The organism is Rhodoluna sp. KAS3 (genome assembly GCF_026000575.1).
Taxonomy (GTDB): Bacteria; Actinomycetota; Actinomycetes; order Actinomycetales; family Microbacteriaceae; genus Rhodoluna.
Map to the genome: position 1 here is coordinate 580,773 of NZ_AP026910.1, position 21,096 is coordinate 601,868.

17 protein-coding genes and 1 tRNA gene are annotated in these 21,096 nt (G+C 53.1%); 2 read left to right on the top strand and 16 right to left on the bottom strand.

Annotated features, from left to right (window positions below):
• Positions 1-63 precede the first annotated feature (63 nt).
• The 14 genes from OO731_RS02925 to polA form a co-directional block, all read right to left on the bottom strand.
• Positions 64-441 carry an RNA polymerase-binding protein RbpA gene (locus tag OO731_RS02925; RefSeq protein ID WP_138275319.1) on the bottom strand — a complete coding sequence of 126 codons (378 nt, stop codon included), beginning with the start codon at positions 439-441 and terminating at the stop codon, positions 64-66.
• A 9-nt stretch (positions 442-450) separates the two neighbouring features.
• Positions 451-702, bottom strand: coding sequence for a preprotein translocase subunit SecG (gene secG, locus OO731_RS02930; RefSeq protein WP_264890587.1), 252 nt, complete (start codon positions 700-702; stop codon positions 451-453).
• 30 nt (positions 703-732) lie between these two features.
• The gene (gene tpiA, locus OO731_RS02935) at positions 733-1,518 is read right to left on the bottom strand and encodes a triose-phosphate isomerase (protein WP_264890588.1); all 786 of its coding nucleotides are present in this window, start codon (positions 1,516-1,518) and stop codon (positions 733-735) included.
• Between the two features lie 37 nt (positions 1,519-1,555).
• Positions 1,556-2,764: a phosphoglycerate kinase gene (locus tag OO731_RS02940; RefSeq protein ID WP_272501204.1), complete on the bottom strand. Its 1,209-nt coding sequence runs from the start codon at positions 2,762-2,764 to the stop codon at positions 1,556-1,558.
• A 40-nt stretch (positions 2,765-2,804) separates the two neighbouring features.
• Positions 2,805-3,812, bottom strand: coding sequence for a type I glyceraldehyde-3-phosphate dehydrogenase (gap, locus tag OO731_RS02945; RefSeq protein WP_264890590.1), 1,008 nt, complete (start codon positions 3,810-3,812; stop codon positions 2,805-2,807).
• 98 nt (positions 3,813-3,910) lie between these two features.
• On the bottom strand, positions 3,911-4,534 hold the full coding sequence (locus tag OO731_RS02950; protein ID WP_138275324.1) for a superoxide dismutase: 624 nt from the start codon (positions 4,532-4,534) through the stop codon (positions 3,911-3,913).
• A 64-nt stretch (positions 4,535-4,598) separates the two neighbouring features.
• On the bottom strand, positions 4,599-5,576 hold the full coding sequence (gene whiA, locus OO731_RS02955; protein ID WP_138275325.1) for a DNA-binding protein WhiA: 978 nt from the start codon (positions 5,574-5,576) through the stop codon (positions 4,599-4,601).
• Between the two features lie 2 nt (positions 5,577-5,578).
• On the bottom strand, positions 5,579-6,454 hold the full coding sequence (gene rapZ / locus OO731_RS02960; protein ID WP_264890591.1) for an RNase adapter RapZ: 876 nt from the start codon (positions 6,452-6,454) through the stop codon (positions 5,579-5,581).
• 84 nt (positions 6,455-6,538) lie between these two features.
• Positions 6,539-8,398: an excinuclease ABC subunit UvrC gene (uvrC, locus tag OO731_RS02965; RefSeq protein WP_264890592.1), complete on the bottom strand. Its 1,860-nt coding sequence runs from the start codon at positions 8,396-8,398 to the stop codon at positions 6,539-6,541.
• Complete coding sequence (uvrA, locus tag OO731_RS02970) at positions 8,398-11,262, bottom strand: excinuclease ABC subunit UvrA (RefSeq protein ID WP_264890593.1); 2,865 nt, start codon at positions 11,260-11,262, stop codon at positions 8,398-8,400. The genes uvrC and uvrA overlap by 1 nt, the downstream gene beginning before the upstream one ends.
• A gap of 35 nt (positions 11,263-11,297) precedes the next feature.
• A complete protein-coding gene (gene uvrB, locus OO731_RS02975) occupies positions 11,298-13,373 on the bottom strand; it encodes an excinuclease ABC subunit UvrB (protein WP_138315482.1) in 2,076 nt (691 codons plus the stop codon).
• A 10-nt stretch (positions 13,374-13,383) separates the two neighbouring features.
• Positions 13,384-13,995 carry a dephospho-CoA kinase gene (gene coaE, locus OO731_RS02980; protein WP_264890594.1) on the bottom strand — a complete coding sequence of 204 codons (612 nt, stop codon included), beginning with the start codon at positions 13,993-13,995 and terminating at the stop codon, positions 13,384-13,386.
• Positions 13,996-14,058: 63 nt separating this feature from the next.
• Positions 14,059-15,516, bottom strand: coding sequence for a 30S ribosomal protein S1 (gene rpsA, locus OO731_RS02985; protein ID WP_138275331.1), 1,458 nt, complete (start codon positions 15,514-15,516; stop codon positions 14,059-14,061).
• Positions 15,517-15,648: 132 nt separating this feature from the next.
• Positions 15,649-18,366, bottom strand: a complete 2,718-nt coding sequence (gene polA, locus OO731_RS02990) for a DNA polymerase I (RefSeq protein ID WP_264890595.1) — start codon at positions 18,364-18,366, stop codon at positions 15,649-15,651.
• A 126-nt stretch (positions 18,367-18,492) separates the two neighbouring features.
• Here polA and OO731_RS02995 point away from each other — a divergent pair, with 126 nt between their 5' ends.
• Entirely contained in the window at positions 18,493-18,840 is a 348-nt protein-coding gene (locus tag OO731_RS02995; protein ID WP_138276046.1) for a hotdog fold thioesterase, read from the top strand.
• Here OO731_RS02995 and OO731_RS03000 read toward each other — a convergent pair.
• Entirely contained in the window at positions 18,837-19,436 is a 600-nt protein-coding gene (locus tag OO731_RS03000) for a response regulator (RefSeq protein ID WP_264890596.1), read from the bottom strand. The genes OO731_RS02995 and OO731_RS03000 overlap by 4 nt on opposite strands.
• 74 nt (positions 19,437-19,510) lie before the next feature.
• On the opposite strand from OO731_RS03000, the gene OO731_RS03005 reads away from it, so the two are divergent.
• Positions 19,511-19,591: transfer RNA gene (locus tag OO731_RS03005), tRNA-Leu, on the top strand.
• A gap of 48 nt (positions 19,592-19,639) precedes the next feature.
• Here the strand turns inward: OO731_RS03005 and pyk are convergent.
• Positions 19,640-21,085: a pyruvate kinase gene (gene pyk, locus OO731_RS03010; protein ID WP_264890597.1), complete on the bottom strand. Its 1,446-nt coding sequence runs from the start codon at positions 21,083-21,085 to the stop codon at positions 19,640-19,642.
• Positions 21,086-21,096 lie beyond the last annotated feature (11 nt).

The following is a 21,096-nucleotide window of genomic DNA, read 5'->3' on the forward strand; positions in this document are numbered from 1 at the left end:
CGATTTCAGCTACTGCCGTTGAAATTTAGATAAAAAAATGGACCCGCGTGGGTCCTTTTTTTGTTACTTGTTAAGTTCTTCTTCAGCCAGTCGCTGCCGGCGTTCACGAACTGCCGAAACCGCAGAGTCAAGCAACTCAGCTGCCTCTTCCTCGGTTCTACGCTCTTTGACATAGGCCAGGTGCGTTTTGTAAGGCTCGTGCTTTGCTACAACTGGTGGATTTGCTTTGTCGTGCCCAGCTGGAAGACCGCACTTTGGGCAGTCGATTTCCTGTGGAATGTCTTCAAGCGCGATGGCTGAAATGTAGTTTGCGTTGTACTCGTGACCATTTGAACAGTAAAAACTTACTGTGATTCGCCCAACCGCGTGACCGCGATCTACTTCACCCATTGGCCCCGCACCAACGCGTGACCCCCGAATTGAAGAACCCCCGTTAGACATGTTCTAGCTTTAGGCCACTAGGTTGAATCGTGTGAACAGGCCTAGGGTGATGATTACAACGACCCAGACGACTCCCAAAATGATGGTGATTCGGTTCAGGTTACGCTCGGCCACGCCTGATGAATTCATGCTGCTGGTGACACCGCCACCAAACATGTCAGACAGACCGCCACCGCGACCCTTGTGAAGCAAAATCATTAGGGTCAGCAAAAGGCTGGTAATTGCTAGAAGCACCTGAAGTGCAATCTGAAGCGCGAGCATTGGAATCCTTTAGTTTGAGTACTTCTGAAATTATAGAGCGATGTGCTTCTGGAATCGAGCAATGCCGCTGAACTCTTCAGCATCCAAGCTCGCGCCACCGACCAGAACTCCATCAACTTCGGTACTGCGCAGGAAGCCGGCAACGTTTGCTGCCTTGACTGATCCGCCGTAAAGAATTCGGGTGGCCTGTGCAAGTTCAGTGCCAAACTCGGCAGCAAGCGCTTCGCGGATTTTGCCACAGACAGCAGCAGCTTCCTCGGCGGTTGCAACCTTTCCGGTTCCGATTGCCCAGACTGGCTCGTAGGCAATTACAAACTCGCCAAGCTTTTCGTGACCGGCAAGGGCTGCCAAAGTCTGACGAACAGGTACCGCGCTCTGGCCCTCAGACTCAAGTTCTTCAAGTGTCTCGCCGACGCAGATAACTGGGATGATGCCGTGGCGGAAGGCCGCTGCGGTCTTGGCCTGAACGACCTCATCGTTTTCTGCGTGGTACTGGCGACGCTCACTGTGACCGATAAGTACGTACTTTACGTCCAGCTTGCTTAGGAATGCACCCGAGATTTCACCTGTGTAGGCACCTGAATCGTGCTTTGAGAGGTCCTGTGCTCCAAGGCCAAGTTCCATTTTCTCTGCATCAATCAGGGTCTGAACACTGCGAATGTCAGTAAATGGAGGGAACACCACAACCTCAGCCGACTTAAAGTCGTGACCGGCATCACTCAAGGTCCATGAGAGCTTCTGCACCAGGGCGATTGCCTGCTGGTGGTCGAGGTTCATTTTCCAGTTACCTGCAATTAGCGGAACACGGTTTGCCATGGGATTCTCCAGTTGGTTGATGTGAGTTAGAAAAAGATTAGTTAAGTACGTCGAGGCCAGGTAGGTTCTTGCCCTCGAGGAACTCTAGGCTGGCACCGCCACCGGTTGAGATGTGACCAAACTGGTTGTCTTCAAATCCAAGAATTCGAACGGCTGCTGCTGAATCGCCGCCTCCGACAACGCTTAGTCCGTTAACTTCGGTAAGGGCTTTAGCAACGGCGCGAGTTCCGCCGGCAAATTTGTCAATTTCAAATACGCCCATTGGGCCATTCCAAAAGACAGTCTTGGCGGCAGCAACTTCAGCTGCAAAACGTGCAGCAGATTCTGGACCGATGTCTAGACCCAGGCCGGTTGAACCAAACGGAGAAGACTCAATTTCACTTGCAGCAGTTACAGCCACTTCGGCGTCAGCGCCAAATTTTGATGCAACTACGATGTCGGTTGGCAGAATTACCTCTACACCCAGGGCCTCGGCACGGGATAGGTACTCTTTACAGGTTTCGATTTGATCAACTTCAAGAAGGCTCGAGCCAACCTTGTAGCCCTGAGCAGCAAGGAATGTGAACACCATACCGCCACCAACCAAGAGCTTGTTTACGGTTGGAAGCAGGTGATCAATCACACCAAGCTTGTCTGAAACCTTAGAGCCGCCTAGAACAACGGCATATGGGCGTTCTGGGGTGCTGGTTAGGCGAGTTAGAACATCTAGTTCTTTCTCAATTAGAAGACCACAGGCGCTTGGCAGGGCCTTGGCTAGTTCAAACACCGATGCCTGCTTGCGGTGGACCACACCGAAACCATCGCTGATGAAGAAGTCACCAAACTCAGCAAGTTTTGCGGCAAAAGCTTCACGCTCTGAAGCATCCTTGCTGGTCTCAGCCGCATTGAAGCGTAGGTTCTCTAGAACCACGACTCCGCCGCGAGCCAGTGCCTTGACGGCACCCTTGGCTTCGCTGCCGACTGTGTCTGATGCGAAGAAAACTGGCTGTCCAAGTAGCTCACCCAAACGCTTTGCAGCAGGTTCGAGTGAGTACTTGGCATCCGGCGCACCCTCTGGGCGGCCAAGGTGTGAGATAACCACTACCTTGGCGCCCTGGTCGACCAGGTACTTGATGGTTGGAACAGAGGCAACGATGCGACCATCGTCGGTAATTCTGGTTCCATCTAGTGGAACGTTGAGGTCGCAGCGGATTACTACCCGCTTTCCATCAAGATTTGGCAGGTCGGAGAGTTTACGCATTTTGATCTTTCACGGCCCTACATGAGGGCCACATTTTGTTTGGGGTTTAGAGCTTGCTGGCAACTAGCTCGGTAAGTTCTACCAAGCGGTTTGAGTAACCCCACTCGTTGTCGTACCAAGAGCTGATCTTTACGGTACGGCCGATGACCTTGATTAGGCCTGCGTCAACGATTGATGAGTGTGCATCGGTAACGATGTCGCTTGAAACGATCTCGTCCTCGGTGTACTTCAAGATTCCAACCATTGGGCCAGACTCTGAAGCTGCCTTGTAGGCTGCCTTGATTTCCTCAACGGTTACATCGGTCTTTGAAACCAAGGTTAGGTCGGTGATCGAACCGGTTGGAACTGGAACGCGAAGTGCGTAGCCATCTAGCTTGCCCTTTAGTTCAGGAAGAACTAGGCCGATTGCCTTAGCAGCACCGGTTGATGAAGGAACAATGTTGATTGCAGCTGCGCGTGCACGACGAAGGTCGCCGTGAGGGCCGTCCTGAAGGTTCTGGTCAGCGGTGTAAGCGTGAACAGTGGTCATCAGACCGTTCTCAATACCGAACTTGTCGTTGAATACCTTTGCGAACGGAGCCAAGCAGTTGGTGGTGCAAGAAGCATTTGAGATGATGTGGTGCTTCTCTGAGTCGTATAGGTGATCGTTTACACCTAGAACGAAGGTTGCGTCCTCGCCGGTTGCTGGGGCAGAGATTAGAACCTTCTTGGCGCCAGCTGCGATGTGAGCCTTGGCTGCTTCTGCGTCGGTGAAACGACCTGTTGACTCGATAACGATGTCAACGCCAAGGTCTCCCCAGCCTAGGTCTGCAGGGTTGCGCTCGGCAAGAACCTTGATGACCTGACCGCCAACGATGATGTTCTGGCCGTCAACTGAAACGTCCTGAGGTAGACGACCGGTTACTGAGTCGTACTTAAGCAGGTGAGCCAGTGACTTTGGGTCACTTAGGTCGTTTACTGCGACGATTTCAAGCTCGGTGCCCTTTGCCAATGCTGCACGAAGGTAGTTACGACCAATACGACCGAAGCCGTTGATTCCAACACGAATAGCCACTTAGTTCTCCAGGGAGGTTAGGCGCCACAAATTGACGCGTGTTTTGATTAGTTATTTGGGTGCTAGTTGCCACGCGTCTTTGGGTGGAAAAACTCTTATCAGAATAGCAGTAGACCGTCTGTTTTCGTGCGTGCGGCTTCGAAACGTGCCTGAATGTCAGACCAGTTGATGATGTTCCAGAAAGCCTTTACATAGTCGCCCTTGACGTTCTGGTAGTCGAGGTAGAAAGCGTGCTCCCACATGTCAAGCATTAGCAGCGGGACGGTGGTCGGGATGACGTTGCCCTGCTGGTCGTATAGCTGCTCAATAATTAGGCGCTGACCGACTAGGTCCCAGGCTAGGAATGACCATCCCGAGCCCTGAATTCCCATAGCTGACGCGTTGAAGTGGGCTTGGAACGCCTCAAATGAGCCGAAGAACTCGTCGATTGCTGCAGCCAACTCACCCTCTGGGCGATCGGTGTTTGCTGCGGTTAGGTTCTTCCAGAAGATCGAGTGGTTGATGTGACCACCAAGGTGGAAAGCAAGGTCCTTCTGAAGCTTGTTTACCCAGGTGAAGTCGTTCTTAGCGCGAGCTTCCTCAAGAAGGTCAAGAGTCGCGTTGGCGCCGGCTACATAAGCAGCGTGGTGCTTCGAGTGGTGCAACTCCATAATCCGAGCCGAAATGCTTGGTTCAAGAGCTGAGTAGTCGTAGCTAAGTTCTGGCAAAACGTACTTGGTCATTGGTTTCTCCTAGTTGGGTTTATAAAAAGCCTAGTCAAAATTAGGTTCAGGTTATTCCTGAGTTTTACTCGTCGAGATCCTCAGGCAAAAAGGCGTCGGTCGCTGGGATTCCTAGATCCTCGGCTCGCTTGTCTGCCATCGCCAGCAGACGGCGAATTCGACCTGCAATAGCGTCTTTGGTCATGGCCGGGTCAGCTAGGTGACCCAGCTCATCCAGGCTGGCTTGCTTGTGCTTGAGCCTCAACTGGCCAGCGTAACGAAGGTGCTCGGGAATGTCCTCGCCGAGAATCTCAAGGGCGCGTTCCACGCGTGCACCAGCTGCAACGGCAGCCTGCGCCGAGCGGCGAAGGTTTGCGTCGTCGAAGTTTGCGAGTCGATTGGCAGTTGCCCGCACCTCTCTGCGGAGACGCATTTCTTCCCAGCGCAGTACCTGCGTGTGTGCACCCATCTGGGTCAGCATGGTGGCAATGGCCTCACCCTCACGGACGGTTACTCGGTAAACACCACGTACCTCGCGGGCCTTTGCGGTGACACCCAATCTGCGGGCAACGCCAACCAGAGCCATTGCAGCCTCATTACCGGGGGCGGTAATTTCTAGTGCGGCCGAGCGGCCTGGGTCGGTTAGTGAACCGTGCGCCAAAAATGCGCCTCGCCAAACAGCCTGCGCTTCTTGAATTGAACCCGAAACCAAATTGGCAGGCAACCCTCGCACTGGGCGCCCCCGCTGGTCTAGAAGGCCGGTTTGACGAGCCAAAACATCACCCTGGTGCAAAACTCGGATTTGGTAGCGACTGCTTCGACGAATCCCTGAAGGGGAAATCACCGCCATCTCACTATCGATGCCAAAAAGGTCAGTTAGGTCTTTGCGAACGCGGCGAGCAATCTGGGCAGTGTCGAGCTCGACTTCAACCGCAACCCGGCCAGAGATTAGGTGAAGACCGCCTGAAAATCTCAGAATTGTGGACAGCTCTGCCACCCGCACCGAATTTTTTCCGATTTCGAGTCGCGCGAGCTCATCCTTGAGGTCAGCCGTAAGTGCCATTGTTATTCCTTGCCTAGGTCGCGGTGCTTGACCGTCACTGAAACATCTGGGATTTTATTCAATTCATCAGCAATCGCCCGCGACATTGCCACCGATCGGTGCTTGCCACCGGTGCAACCAATCGCGATGGTTGCGTAACGCTTGTTCTCGTTGAGGTAGCCGCGAAGAACCGGCTTGAGTGCAGCCACATAGTTGGTCACAAATTCTTGGGCACCAGACTGGCTCAACACAAAGTCGCTGACCGCTGTGTCTTCTCCGGTAAACGGTCTCAGGGATTCTTGCCAAAACGGATTCGGCAGGAACCTTGCATCGGCAACCAGATCGGCGTCAGAAGGTAGGCCGTATTTGAAACCAAAAGACATCACGTTGATTTGAAGTTTTGAGGACTGCTCAAGGGTGAATCCCTCGGCAATCTTGTTTGAAAGCTGATGAATGTTGAGGTCACTGGTGTCGATGACCACATCGGCTGATTCTCGAAGGCTCAATAGTCTGACGCGTTCCTCTGCGATGCCGTCCAGGATGGTACCGCTCCCCTGGAGCGGGTGTGGGCGCCGCACCGATTCGAACCTCTTGACCAAGGCTGAATCGGTTGCCTCTAGAAAGAGCACCCGCAGGTTAAGGCTTCTGCTGCGAAGTGAGTTCAGGTGAGTTTGAAGTTCTGAGAAAAACTCGCCGCCGCGAACATCGATAACCACAGCCAAGCGTGGCAAAGGAGTTTTGGTCAGGGTAAAAAGATCAGCAATCGGATTCAACATCTGTGGAGGCAAATTGTCGACCACGTACCAGCCAAGGTCTTCGAGTGCCTTGCCAACTGTGGAACGACCCGCACCAGACATACCGGTGACGATGAGCAGTTCACGCCTTTTATCTGAGTTCAAAACACCCTCCCCTCGGTTGAATTTGAAGTCGAAATAGCTGAGTGCATCACAGTCTATCGAAGTGCGACACGCCGAAGAGTGTTTTTAGATTTCTAGGCGATTAACTATCTCTTGAGCCAATACGGGGCCGATGCCAGCTACCGAAGATATTTCGTCCGCGCTGGCCAGTTTGAGCCGCTTAGCCGACCCGAAGTGCTTCAGTAAGGCCGAGACGCGTTTCTCACCGAGGCCAGGAACCTCGGACAGTTCGGTCGCGATACTGCTTTTACGTTTTTGCCTCTGATAGGTGATGGCAAAACGATGCGCTTCATCTCGAATTCTCTGAAGTAGAAACAGTTCGTCGGTCGCACGCGGAAGAATTACCGGGTACTCCTCCCCTGGCCGCCAAATCTCCTCAAGACGTTTTGCGAGGCCAACTACGGTCAGCCCCGGAACACCGGAATCGTTGATAGCCCGCTGCGCGGCATTGACCTGCGGAAGCCCGCCATCCACTATGAGCAAAGACGGAAAGTAACTGAATTTTGTTTCTTCAGCTGCATTGGCCTGAGGTTCGCGGAGATATTTCAGTCGCCTGGAGACCACCTGGTAAATGGACTCAGTATCATCGGTGGTGTTCTCAATCGAGAAGCGTCGGTAGTGGTCCTTCTTCGGCAGGCCATCTTCAAAAACGACCATTGATGCAACCACGCCGGTGCCACCTAGGTGCGAAACGTCAAAACACTCAATTCGCAGTGGTGCATCGGCAAGCTGGAGCGCTTTTTGAATTCCCGCCAGCGCATCTGCCCGTGCGGTGAAGTCCGCAGACCTTCGAGTTTTGTAGAGCATGAGCGAGTGCTTGGCATTGGTTTCAGCGGTTGAAGCCAAGGCGGCTTTATCGCCACGTTGGGCAACCCTTAGTTCAGTTTTAGTGCCGCGCTTAGCCGACAGCCATCGGGTTAGATCCTTGGCATCATCCGGTAGCACGGGAACCAATATCTCGCGTGGAATGTCGACCGGTTCTGCATCGATGGAGCCGGTGTACACATTTTGAAGGACGTACTCGACAAGTTCTGGAAGGGTTCGTTCGAGTTCCTTGTCGACCACCCATCCACGCACACCACGAATTCGACCGCCTCGAACTATGAATTGCGATACTGCCGCGGCCAGCTCGTCATCAGCGATTCCAAATAAGTCGGCGTCCGTTTGATCGCTAAACACGACAGTACTTTTTTCTAGCACCCGCTCGAGAGCACCGATGTTGTCCCGCAGCCGACCGGCGAGCTCATACTGTTGGTTCTCGCTCGCCTCAAACATCCGCTTGCGAAGCGTCTCAACGTGTTGAGTGTCTCCGCCCGACATGAAGTCAATAAATTCTTTGGCGATTGCTCGGTGCTCGCTCTTAGTTACTCGGTCTACGCAGGGGGCCGCGCATTTGCCAATGTCGCCTAACAGGCAGGCCCGATTGGAAGCCTTGGCGCGCTGATAAACGCCTTTGGTGCAGGATCGAACCGGATAGACCTTCAGCAGAGTGTCCAGGGTCTCCCGAACAGCCCAGGCCTGTGTGTAGGGGCCGAAGTACTTAACTCCCTTTAGGTCGCGCGTGCGAGTGATGAAGGCCCGAGGAACCTCTTCTCCAATGGATACGCCAAGGTACGGGTAGGTTTTGTCATCCTTGAAGCGAACGTTGAAAGGTGGGTCATATTCCTTGATCCAAGTGAACTCAAGCTGAAGCGCCTCGTACTCGGTTTTGACAATGGTCCACTGCACATCAGCGGCCGAAGTCACCATTCTTCGGGTTCGTTCGTGAAGGCTATCCAACGGGCCAAAGTAGTTACTGAGTCTGGCCCTTAGGTTTTTTGCCTTCCCCACGTAAAGCACACGGCCGCTGGCATCAAGCCAACGGTAAACCCCGGGATTAGTTGGAATCTCGCTGGTTTTTGGCCGAAACGAGAGCTCATTGGCCATTAGCTGAGCAGCTCCTTGAGGAATCCGCCTGTGAATGATTTCTGGTTAGCCGCTACCTGCTCTGGTGTTCCGATGGCAACCACCTGACCACCGCGTGATCCGCCCTCTGGGCCCATGTCGATAATCCAGTCGGAAGACTTAATCACATCGAGGTTGTGTTCGATGACTAACACGGTGTTGCCCTTTTCAACCAGACCATTCAGGACCAATAGGAGTTTTCGAACGTCCTCGAAGTGGAGACCGGTGGTTGGTTCATCCAAAACATAAATGCTTCGGCCGTTAGATCTGCGTTGGAGTTCGGTGGCCAACTTGACACGCTGGGCCTCTCCGCCTGAGAGGGTGGTTGCACTCTGACCGAGGCGGACGTAACCCAAACCAACTTCGACAAGAGTCTCTAGGTATCGGGCGATTGAACTTATCGGTGCAAAGAATTCAGCGGCTTCAGCGATTGGCATTTCAAGAACCTCGGCGATGTTCTTACCCTTATAAAGCACCTGGAGAGTCTCACGGTTGTAACGGGCACCGTGACAAACTTCACAGGCCACGTATACATCCGGTAGAAAGTTCATCTCAATTTTTAGGGTTCCATCACCCGAGCAAGACTCACAGCGCCCACCCTTTACATTGAAAGAGAACCTGCCCTGCTGGTATCCCCTGGCTTTTGACTCTTGGGTCTCAGCAAACAACTTTCGGATGTGATCAAAGACACCGGTGTAGGTTGCCGGATTTGAACGCGGAGTTCGACCAATTGGGTTTTGGTCGACGTGCACAACCTTGTCGAGAAGTTCGATTCCCTCGATGCGGGTGTGACGTCCAGCCACGCCCTTGGCTCCGTTCAGGCTGTTGGCCAGAACTTCGTAGAGCACGTCGTTGACCAGTGAAGACTTGCCCGATCCGCTGACACCCGTGACCGCCGTTAGAACGCCCAGCGGGAATTCCACGTCTACATTTTGCAGATTGTTTTCGCGGGCACCGACTACCTTTAGCTTGCGCTTTGGGTCAATTGACCGGCGCTTCTTTGGTGTAACGATGGCCTCACGTCCGGACAGGAATGCACCGGTTAGTGAGTTTTGATTCTCTAGCAGGGCTGCATAAGGGCCACTGTGAACCACCTCACCACCGTTAACACCTGCACCTGGGCCAATGTCGACAACCCAGTCAGAGGCCTTGATGGTGTCCTCGTCATGCTCCACGACAATCAAGGTGTTGCCAAGGTCGCGAAGTTTGATCAGGGTGTCGATGAGTCTGCGGTTGTCGCGCTGGTGAAGACCAATCGAAGGTTCATCGAGTACGTACAAAACACCGGTTAGGCCAGAACCGATTTGCGTAGCCAATCGAATGCGCTGCGCCTCACCGCCCGAAAGTGAACCGGCGGCGCGCTCTAGTGACAGGTAGTCGAGACCAACTGCCATCAAGAAGTCCAGCCTGGCCCTGATTTCACGAAGTACCTGTGCCGCAATTTTTACGTCTCGTTCATCTAGGACGATGGTTTCGAAGAACTTGACCGCATCACCGAGGCTCATCGCGGCTACGTCGGCGATGCTGACGCCAGCCACCTTCACAGCGAGAACTTCAGGCTTTAAGCGTTGCCCGGCGCACGCTGGGCACGGAATCTCTCGAAGAAAACCTGACCACTTAGCCCTGGCGTAGTCGTTTTCAGACTCAAGGTATTTGCGCTCGATGTAGCCCAAAACACCCTCGAATCCGGTGGTGTAGCGCAGTTCGCGACCGTACTTGTTCTTCCACTTAACCTGAACATCGAAGTTGTTTCCATGAAGTACGGCCTGCTGCACCTCTTCGGGCAGCTTCTTCCAAGGGGTGTCTAGTGAGAACTCCAGGTCGTCGGCTAGACCTTCAAGCATTCGCGAGAAATAGTGAAACAAACCCTTTCCCTGGGTCGACCAAGGGAGGATAACTCCCCCATTAATGCTCGCGTCTGGGTCACCGATAACGAGCTCGGCGTCAACCGCCTGCTTTACTCCGAGGCCAGAACACTGAGGGCAAGCACCGAACGGGGCGTTAAAAGAGAAAGTTCTAGGTTCAATCTCGGTGAGACTTAGCGGGTGTTCATTCGGGCAAGACATTTTCTCACTGAAAACTCGTGTCTTCCCCGGTCCGGCCGGATCGTCGACAAGGTCAACTAGGATGCGCCCTCCGGCTAGTTTGAGGCCGGTTTCGACCGAATCAGCTAGGCGACCAATAATCTCTGGCTTTGCCACCAGTCGGTCGATGACCACTGAGATGTCGTGCTTGAACGTCTTTTTTAGCGGTTTGGCGTCAGCCAGCTGCACAACCTCGCCGTCAACCACGGCGCGGGCAAAACCTTGGCAGTTGAGCTCTTTGAACAGATCAACGAACTCGCCCTTTTTTTGGTCGACGATTTGGGCCAGAATCTGAAACCGAGTGCCCTCAGGTAGTTCAAGAATTTGGTCGACAATCTGTTGCGGAGTCTGTTTGACAATCTTCTCGCCGCATTCGGCACAGTAAGGCACACCGACGCGAGCCCAGAGCAGGCGCAAGTAGTCGTGAATTTCGGTGATGGTTCCCACCGTTGAACGAGGGTTTCGATTTGTGGACTTCTGATCGATCGAAACTGCCGGGCTTAAACCCTCGATAAAGTCAACATCTGGTCGGTCAACCTGACCAAGGAACTGTCTTGCATAGGCAGACAGCGATTCAACGTATCGACGCTGACCCTCAGCAAAGATCGTGTCAAATGCCAACGATGACTTACCGGAACCACTAAGTCCAGTAAAGACAACCATCGCGTCACGGGGTACCTCAAGGTTCACGTTCTTAAGATTGTGAACTCGAGCACCCTTGATGACTAGCTTGTTTTCATGGCTTATCGGTGTAATCGGCATCTTTGAAGTTTAACCTTGCTGTAGTTCTGGCACGCCTAAACGTGTCCAGCTTTTTCCATTTGCCGAAGCTCATGTTTGAGTTCAGATATTTCATCTCTAAGTCGCGCTGCAAGCTCAAATTTGAGTTCGACTGCGGCTTCCTTCATCTGCGCATCGAGGTCGACGATGATCGAAAGTATTTCTTCTTGGGCCATAGACGCGATGCCCTTGCGGGACTTAACCGGAATCACTGATTTACCGTCACGGGTCTTCTTTTTGCTGGCCTTCTCGAGCAGTTCAGCCGTGTCTTGCTCTTCGCGCAAAATCTGATCGGTGATGTCTGCAATCTTCTTGCGCAACGGCTGCGGGTCCACGCCGTGAGCTTTGTTGTAGGCAACCTGCTTGGCTCGCCTGCGATTGGTCTCTTCAATCGCCCGCGCCATTGAATCGGTGAGGTTGTCGGCATACATATGCACTTGGCCGTTGATGTTTCGTGCAGCACGACCAATGGTCTGAATGAGCGATGTCGTCGACCGCAGGAAGCCCTCTTTATCGGCGTCCAAAATGCTGACCAGAGAAACTTCGGGTAAGTCCAAGCCTTCTCTGAGCAGGTTAATTCCGATCAGGACGTCGAAGACGCCGCTCCGCAGTTCGCGCAGCAGTTCAACGCGCCGCAGAGTGTCGACATCGGAGTGAAGGTAGCGAACCCTGACGCCAGCCTCGGTCAAGAAATCGGTCAGTTCTTCTGCCATTTTCTTGGTGAGAGTAGTTACCAAGACTCGCTCATCTTTGGCCGCACGTATGCGAATCTCCTCGAGCAGATCATCGATTTGACCCTTGCTCGGCTTGATCACAATTTCAGGATCAATCAGACCGGTTGGGCGAATAATTTGTTCGACGATTCCGGCCCCGAGGTTCATTTCGTACTTGCCTGGGGTGGCGGATAGGTAAACCGTCTGGCCCACTCGCTCCTGAAATTCGCTAAATTTTAGCGGTCGATTGTCAAGTGCCGAGGGCAGTCGGAAGCCATACTCGACCAGGTTTCGTTTACGGCTTGAGTCTCCCTCATACATGGCACCGATCTGCGGCACCGTAACGTGGGACTCGTCGATGACGGTAAGGAAGTCTTCTGGGAAGTAATCCAAGAGGCAGCTAGGTGCCGAGCCTGGCTCGCGCCCGTCGATGTGCCGAGAGTAGTTCTCGATTCCCGAGCAGAATCCAAGTTCGTTGATCATTTCTAAGTCAAACGTGGTTCTCATTTTCAAGCGCTGAGCTTCGAGGAGCTTGCCCTGGCTCTCTAGCTCTTTGACGCGCCAAACTAACTCTTCTTCGATACCCTCTATGGCTTTACCCATGCGGTCTGGCCCAGCCATGTAGAGCGAAGCTGGGAAAATTGAGACAGCAGATTCTGTTTTGGCAATCTCGCCTGTAAGTGGAAACAGCGAGTAAAGAGCCTCAATTTCGTCACCGAAGAATTCGATTCGAATTGCCATCTCCTCGTTCACCGGGATGATTTCGATGGTGTCACCCTTGACGCGGAAGTTTCCGCGTGAAAAATCGATGTCATTACGGGCGTACTGCATAGACACGAATTTGCGAATTAGGTCATCTCGGTCAATTTGTTGCCCAACCTGAAGTGAAACCCGAGAATTTAGATACTCCTCAGGAGCACCGAGGCCATAAATGCAAGAAACAGTGCTCACTACAACAACATCGCGGCGACTTAACAAACTCGTGGTTGCCGAGTAGCGAAGGCGCTCAACTTCCTCGTTGATTGAGGAGTCCTTTTCAATGAATGTATCTGTCTGAGCCACGTAGGCTTCTGGCTGGTAGTAATCGTAGTAACTTACGAAGTACTCCACGGCATTATTAGGCAACAATTCACGGAATTCATTCACCAGCTGAGCTGCCAAGGTCTTGTTGTGAGCCAAGACCAAGGTTGGCCGCTGCACGGCTTCAATTAGCCAGGCGGTGGTTGCAGATTTACCAGTACCGGTAGCACCGAGCAGTACAACGTCCTTCTCGCCGGCATTGATCCGAGCGGCAAGGTCAGCAATTGCGGTTGGCTGGTCGCCCGAGGGTGTGTACTCGCTAATCACCTGGAAAGGTGCAAAAGATCTGGTTGCTTCCATGTCGATATGCTCAAGCAGAAAACTTGGCTGAGGCTTCCCGTTCGATTCGTTGCCATAGCAGCTCGGCATCCTTGAGGAGCAAAATGAGATCTTGGTTTGAGTTCAAAATCACGTCGGCAACATTGGCTCGTTGCGCTGGGCTGGCTTGAGAGGCGATGCGTGCGGCAGCCTCCTGCTGACTAAGGCCACGAATCTTGACTAGCCGATCGAGTTGTTTCTCAATCGGGGCTTCAACGGTGACAACAAGGTCAAACGGTAGGTCAACGGAGGCTTCTACTAGTAGCGGAACATTGTAGATAACGATTGAGTCCTCTGGAAATGCAGCTACCCGCTCCTTGGCCAGAGCCTTAACAATCGGATGCACAATTGCCTCCAACTGTTCACGCTTTTCTCGGTCGTTGAACACAAGTTCACCCAGTGCCGGGCGATTTAGCGTGCAGTCAGGGTTGAAGACCGAGCTGCCGAAAAGTTCGAGAATCTTTGCCGCCCCCGGAGTTCCCGGTGCTACTGCCTCACGAGCAAGAGCGTCGGCATCAACTTCGATTGCGCCCTGTCGAGTCCAGAAATCCGCAACCGTTGATTTTCCGGCCGCTATTCCCCCGGTTAGGCCAACTAAGTACATGACTCTAGCCTAAACAAAAATGGAGGCCGGCCATTCGGCCGACCTCCATTTTTAGAGCAGTTGTTACTCTGCGCTCTTTAGCTTGTCGCGAAGAGCTGCAAGTGACTCATCTGATGCCAGGGTGCCTGACTCTGATGACTCGCTTGAGTAGCTGCTTGAAGATGCTGCTGCTGATGCCTCTGGAGCCTCAGGAAGCTTAGCTGCTGCCTCGTTTGCGGCTGCAACCTGCTTCTTGTGCTCTTCCCAACGGGCGTGAGCCTCAGCGTATTCCTTCTCCCACTTGGTGCGAGCTTCCTCGAAGCCTGGCTTCCACTCGTTGGTGGTTGCGTCGAAGCCCTCTGGGTACTTGTAGGTACCGTTCTCGTCGTAGTCTGCAGCCATACCGTAAAGCGCAGGGTTGAAGTCGGTGCCCTCTGGGTCTACCTCTTCGTTAGCCTGCTTTAGCGATAGTGAAATGCGGCGACGGTCCAGGTCGATGTCGATGACCTTGACGAATACGTCCTGGTTCACTGAAACAACCTGCTCGGCTAGCTCGATGTGCTTTGAAGAAAGCTCTGAGATGTGAACAAGACCCTCGATGCCGTCTGCAACGCGAACGAATGCACCGAAAGGAACCAACTTGGTTACCTTACCTGGAGCGTACTGTCCGATTGCGTGGGTACGAGCGAATACCTGCCATGGGTCTTCCTGAGTTGCCTTTAGAGATAGTGAAACGCGCTCGCGCTCCTGGTCTACCTCTAGAACCTCAACAGTAACTTCCTGACCGATCTCAACGACCTCTGAAGCGTGCTCAATGTGCTTCCATGAAAGCTCAGATACGTGAACTAGACCGTCTACGCCACCAAGGTCAATGAATGCACCGAAGTTTACGATCGATGAAACAACACCGGTACGGATCTGGCCCTTAGCAAGGTCAGCTAGGAAGGTGCTGCGTGAAGCAGACTGTGACTCTTCTAGCAGAGCGCGACGTGAAAGCACAACGTTGTTGCGGTTCTTGTCTAGCTCAAGAATCTTGGCTTCAACCTTCTGGCCTAGGTATGGGCCTAGGTCGCGAACGCGGCGAAGCTCGATGAGCGATGCAGGCAAGAAGCCACGAAGGCCGATGTCTACGATCAGACCACCCTTAACAACTTCGATAACCACACCATTGACGGTGCCGTCTGCTTCTTTGATCTTCTCGACGTCGCCCCATGCGCGCTCGTACTGTGCACGCTTCTTTGAAAGGATTAGACGGCCTTCCTTGTCTTCCTTCTGAAGAACAAGTGCCTCTACTGCATCGCCAACGCTAACGATCTCTGATGGATCTGCATCGTGGCGGATTGAAAGTTCACGAGAAGGGATTACACCTTCAGTCTTGTAACCGACGTCAAGTAGAACTTCGTCGCGGTCGATCTTTACAACGGTTCCGGTGATTAGGTCGCCGTCGTTGAAGAACTTCAGAGTTGCTTCTACAGCTGCAAGGAAGTCTTCTGCAGAACCGATGTCGTTTACAGCGATCTGCTTGGTTGATTTGGTGGTCATATTTATTTTTACTCTTAACGGGCAATTCTCTGGTCGCGCCAGAACATCCTTGGCTTTTCCAAGGAGTCTGATCCGACAATGGATTTAGTGCGTACGAAAATACACACCCTCCAATCCTAGCGGTTCTACAGGCTAGTGGCCAGCTTGATCCCAGCTCTTTCCGATACCAATTTGAACTTCTAGCGGCACCGAAAGTTCGACAACATTAGCCATTTTGTCGGTAACCATGGCCTTGAGTTTTTCTAGCTCTCCGGCTGCCACTTCAAAGACCAATTCGTCATGGACTTGCAAAAGCATGCGGCTCGCAAAGCCTTCAGTCGCCAGCGACTCAGAGATCTGGTTCATGGCCAGTTTCATGATGTCTGCCGCGGTTCCCTGGATCGGTGCGTTCAGGGCGGCTCGTCGTGCGTTTTCACGTACCTGGAAGAGCTTGCTGTTTAGGTCTTCGAAAGGGCGACGACGACCAAAGGTAGTCGCCGTGTATCCGAGGGTTTTTGCTTCATCAACCACAGAGGCTAGGTACCGCCGCACTCCCCCGAATCGGGCAAAGTAGTCGGCCATCAATTGCTTGGCCTCGGCGTTCGGAATGCGCAACTGCTTAGCCAGTCCGTACTCGCTGAGTCCGTAGACCAAGCCGTAGCTCATAGCCTTTACCTTCGAGCGCATCGCCGAGGTAACCTCGCTTGGCGCAACGCCGAAAATACGCGCACCGACAAATCTGTGTAGGTCTTCACCAGTTTTGAAGGCTTCGATAATGCCCTCATCCTCTGACAGGTGAGCCATGATTCGCATTTCGATCTGCGAGTAGTCAGCAGTCAACAGGGTCTCAAAACCCGTGCCAACCACAAACGCATCGCGAATCTCTCGACCGCGCTCACTCTTAATCGGGATGTTCTGGAGATTTGGGTTTTCTGAGGAAAGACGCCCGGTCGAGGTGCCAGTCTGCACGTAATTTGTGTGAATGCGACCGTCTGCCCCGATTGCCTTCAGCATGGTTTCTACAATTTGACGGATCTTGGTGACTTCGCGGTGTTCGAGCAATCGCTCGAGAAACGGGTGTTGGGTCTGTTCAAACAATTCGTTCAGTGCGGCTGCGTTTGTCGAGAATCCAGTTTTGACCTGCTTGGTGCCGGTCATTCCCAGTTCATCAAACAAAATTGTCTGCAATTGCTTGGGCGAGGCCAGGTTAACCTCACGCCCGATAATGGCGTAGGCCTGCTTGGCAATCTCGGCCACCTCTGCGGACAGGCGTTCAAACAGCGCCTGCAGTTTGGCCTGATCTACTGCAACACCCAGATGTTCCATTTGGGCCAGCGACCGAACCGTAGGTAGCTCAACTTCGGCATAGACCCTGAGCTGATTCTGCTCCTCGAGCAGTTTGAACAGTTTTGGGCTGAGCATGCTAGTCAAAAATGCATCGAGGGACACATCGGTGGCCTCGTCGGCGATCAACTGATTTGGGTCCGAGCGCTTAACCACCATTCCCAGATACTCAAGAGCCAGTTCGTCAAGGCTGAAATTCTTACCTACCGGGTTCAGCAGATATGCCATCAGGAGCGGGTCATAGTCCACGCTGCTCGCAGTCAGTCCAAGGTCCAGCAGGCGTTTATTGACGTCCTTAGCGCCGTGCAGCGCCTTGGCCACGGTTGAGTCGGCAAGCCAACCGCCGAGCACGTTCTGCAACTCTTCAGAGCTGGTTGGGGCCCAAAGTTTTCTGAGCGCCTCGGTTGCAAAACCAACACTGCTCACGGCATCGTTGGCAAATTCAAAGGCCACCCCGATGGTGCCGTGCTGCTCTTTTAACCAAGCAGTCAGCTCATCAGAGCCAACCACTGAAACCTCCGGCACTGATACCTCATCGAAAACAGCTGTTGGGGTGGCAAAAGACTCGTTGAAGGCGCTTACTGCAGAAGATGTTCCGGCTGCCTCGGACTTCGACCCATCGCTGGTCTGTGAACCATTGGCTCCACGGAGTTTGAGAACTCGCTCGGTGAGTGACTTGAACTGCAGCTTGGCAAATACTGCGCGAACCTGGTCCTCGTCTACCGCACCAAGGCTCAGGTCATCCTGGGTGAAGTCAAAGTCTAGGTCGCGGACCAGATGGTTCAAGCGGCGATTGCGGACCGCAAGTTCTCGGTGCTCTCGAAGGCTCTCGCCCACCTTTCCAGTAATTTGCTCAGCAGCGGCTAGTACACCGTTGAGGTCTCCGTGTTGCTGCAGCCACTTGGCCGCGGTCTTTGGGCCTACGCCCGGAATGCCCGGCAGGTTATCGGAGGTCTCTCCAACGAGTGCTGCTAGATCTGGGTATTGCTTGGCGTGAATTCCGTACTTTTCTAGAACCGCAGCGTCGTCCATTCTGGCCAGATTCAGCACGCCCTTTACCGGATACAAAATTGTGGTGCGATCGCTGATTAGTTGGAAAGTATCGCGATCACCAGAAACCACGTAAACATCGAAGCCCTTATCGGCACTTTGATCGGCGAGGCTAGCGATGATATCGTCAGCCTCAAAATTCGGACGAGTGATGGTCCGGATGTTCATCGCGGCCAGTGCTTCTTGAAGCAGCTCAGTTTGCCCGACAAACTCCGGCGGGGTTTCTCCGCGGGTGCCCTTGTACTCGGGATACTCCTCGGTTCGGAATGAACTTCTGGAAAGGTCGAACGCAACAGCCAAGTGGGTTGGTTTCTCTGCCTGCAGAATGTTTAGCAGCATCGAAATAAAGCCGTGAACGGCGTTGGTGTGCTGCCCATCCGAAGTCTTGAAGCTATCTGGGCTTAGTGCGTAAAAAGCACGAAATGCCAGTGAATGCCCGTCGATTAGCAGGAGGGTAGGCTTTGGATTAGCGTTCATAGAGGCAAGCCTACTTTGCCTAAACCTTCAGCCAAGGAGCAATCGGTGTCTTCGGAATCAGAAAAGTACAGCCAGGCCGCACAGGAGTTACTTCAGTTGCGCGGTCTGGGCGCGCTAGCCGAAAAAATGGGAATTGAACTGCTGGAACTTTCCGCTGAGCGGGCTGTTGCAACTATGCCGGTTGAAGGCAACACACAGCCTCTAGGCGTGCTCCACGGAGGCGCTCACGTAGTGCTGGGTGAGAGCCTAGGAAGCTTTGCAGCAAACGTTTGGGCGCATCCAGACAAAGTTGCCATGGGTATTGAGGTAAACGCCAGTCACAGTCGGCCGGCAACCACTGGCAAAGTTATCGCTGTTTGCACCGCACTTAGTCTCGGAAAAACCCTTGCCACGCACGAGATCGTGATTTCAGATGAGCAGGGTCGAAGGCTCTCAACTGTGCGAATTACTAATTTCTTGAAAGAGAAAAACTAGGCTCCAGTTTTTGGTGTGCCCAGCTGCTCGATAACAGTGGTGGCAACTTCCTGCATGGTCAAACGACGGTCCATAGAAGCCTTTTGAATCCAACGGAATGCATCCGGTTCCGACAAGCCCATCTTCTCGTTCAGAAGACCCTTGGCTCGGTCAACCAATTTGCGAGTTTCAAACCGTTCATTGAGGTCAGAAATCTCACACTCAAGTGCGGTGATTTGAGCGTGGCGACTGAGAGCAATTTCGATGGCTGGCAATAGGTCATTAGGTGTGAACGGTTTCACGACGTAAGCCATTGCACCAGCTTCGCTGGCACGATCAACTAATTCTTTCTGACTGAACGCAGTGAGCAGAACAATTGGAACTTTGGCATCAGCAAGCTGCTCAGCCGCAGTAATGCCATCCATGTTCGGCATCTTGATATCCATAACCAGAAGATCGGGCTTGTGGTCACGAACCAGGGCCACGGCCTGCTCGCCATCGCCTGCTTCGGCTAGTACGTCGAATCCGTGTTCTTTCAGGGTTTCAACGATGTCCATACGAATCAGTGATTCGTCTTCGGCAACGATTACTGTGCGCTTCTTTGCTGCATCTGTCATGGCCTCTAGCCTATTTCAAAACGCTCAGTTTCATGAACTCGAGTTTCTTCAGGTAGTATTTTCTTTTGTTGCCGGCCGAAGTGGCGAAATGGCAGACGCGGAGCACTCAAAATGCTTTTCCGAAAGGAGTGCGGGTTCAAGTCCCGCCTTCGGCACAAATAAAAGAAATCCCTCAGGAAATTTCCTGAGGGATTTCTTTTTGACTATTTGCTCTGGTAACCAGGTGCGGCGCCATTTACGGCATCGCCCACGCGGTGAACGCGAAGCGAGTTGGTTGAGCCAGGGATGCCCGGTGGGGTTCCAGCTACAACCACGACTTCTTCGCCAACCTTGGCTAGCTTTTCAGCAATTACGATTTCATCGACCTGGTGCATCATTTCATCGGTGTGCTTTACCGGTGCGACCAAATAGGTGTGAGCACCCCAAACCAGTGACATGCGGTTACGAACTGTCTCACTTGGTGTGAACGCGATGGTAGGCACAGATGAGCGCAAGCGTGATACGCGGCGGAGTGAGTCACCAGACTCGGTAAATACGCAAACATACTTTGAGCCCAAAAGCTCGGCGATTTCAACCGCGGCTAGTGATACAGCTCCTGAGTGAGTGTGTGGGCGGGTACCTAGTGCCGGAATGCGGTCTAGACCGTTTGCTTCGGTTGACTCGATGATGCGAGCCATAGCCTGTACGGTCTCGACTGGCCACTTACCCACTGAGGTCTCGCCAGAAAGCATCACAGCGTCTGCTCCGTCAAGAATTGCGTTGGCAACGTCAGAGGCCTCAGCGCGGGTTGGGCGTGAGTTCTCGATCATTGTTTCAAGCATCTGGGTAGCAACGATTACCGGCTTTGCCCAGCGGCGTGCAAGCTCAACAGCACGCTTCTGAACAAGAGGAACGTCTTCGAATGGAAGCTCAACACCAAGGTCACCACGGGCAACCATGATGCCGTCGAATGCATCGATGATTTCTTCGAGTGCGTCTACTGCCTGTGGCTTTTCAATCTTCGCGATGACCGGCAAGAACTTGCCTTCCTCGGTCATGATCTCGTGAACGCGAACAATGTCGGTTGCATTACGAACGAATGAAAGTGCGATCATGTCGACGCCAAGACGAATTGCCCAGCGAAGGTCCTCTTCATCCTTGTCTGAAAGCGCTGGAACGTTAACTGCAACACCTGGGAGGTTGATGCCCTTGTTGTTTGATACGTAACCAGGAACGTCTACGACGGTGGTAACTGTGTCTTCGGTAACTTCGGTGGCACGCAGGGTGACCTTACCGTCGTCAATAAGTAGCAAATCTCCAGGCTTTACGTCGCCGCACAGGCCCTTAAATGTGGTGCCACAAATTTCTTTGGTGCCCTCAACCTCGTTGATGGTGATCTTGAATACGTCACCCTTTTCTAGCATGTGTGGGCCGTCAACAAAACGGGCCAAACGGATCTTTGGTCCCTGAAGGTCAACAAAGACACCAACTGGCTTGTCTAGGTCGGCAGCGGCCTTGCGAACGGTGCGGTAAATCTCTTCGTGAACGTCGTAGCTACCGTGGCTTAGGTTCATGCGGGCAACGTCGACACCCGCTTCGATGATTGCGCGAATTGACTCATAGGTAGAGGTTGCTGGACCGAGGGTGGCAACAATTTTTGCGCGTCTCATGGGTACCTTTT

Coding starts and splice junctions, on each gene's coding strand:
- OO731_RS03000 (WP_264890596.1), bottom strand. CDS start 19,436: ATGACAGATGCAGCAAAGAAGCGCACAGTAATCGTTGCCGAAGACGAA.
- rpsA (WP_138275331.1), bottom strand. CDS start 15,516: ATGACCACCAAATCAACCAAGCAGATCGCTGTAAACGACATCGGTTCT.
- OO731_RS02995 (WP_138276046.1), top strand. CDS start 18,493: ATGGGAATTGAACTGCTGGAACTTTCCGCTGAGCGGGCTGTTGCAACT.
- coaE (WP_264890594.1), bottom strand. CDS start 13,995: ATGTACTTAGTTGGCCTAACCGGGGGAATAGCGGCCGGAAAATCAACG.
- pyk (WP_264890597.1), bottom strand. CDS start 21,085: ATGAGACGCGCAAAAATTGTTGCCACCCTCGGTCCAGCAACCTCTACC.
- uvrB (WP_138315482.1), bottom strand. CDS start 13,373: ATGGAAGCAACCAGATCTTTTGCACCTTTCCAGGTGATTAGCGAGTAC.
- uvrA (WP_264890593.1), bottom strand. CDS start 11,262: ATGCCGATTACACCGATAAGCCATGAAAACAAGCTAGTCATCAAGGGT.
- tpiA (WP_264890588.1), bottom strand. CDS start 1,518: ATGGCAAACCGTGTTCCGCTAATTGCAGGTAACTGGAAAATGAACCTC.
- polA (WP_264890595.1), bottom strand. CDS start 18,366: ATGAACGCTAATCCAAAGCCTACCCTCCTGCTAATCGACGGGCATTCA.
- secG (WP_264890587.1), bottom strand. CDS start 702: ATGCTCGCGCTTCAGATTGCACTTCAGGTGCTTCTAGCAATTACCAGC.
- uvrC (WP_264890592.1), bottom strand. CDS start 8,398: ATGGCCAATGAGCTCTCGTTTCGGCCAAAAACCAGCGAGATTCCAACT.
- whiA (WP_138275325.1), bottom strand. CDS start 5,576: ATGGCACTTACGGCTGACCTCAAGGATGAGCTCGCGCGACTCGAAATC.
- OO731_RS02925 (WP_138275319.1), bottom strand. CDS start 441: ATGTCTAACGGGGGTTCTTCAATTCGGGGGTCACGCGTTGGTGCGGGG.
- OO731_RS02950 (WP_138275324.1), bottom strand. CDS start 4,534: ATGACCAAGTACGTTTTGCCAGAACTTAGCTACGACTACTCAGCTCTT.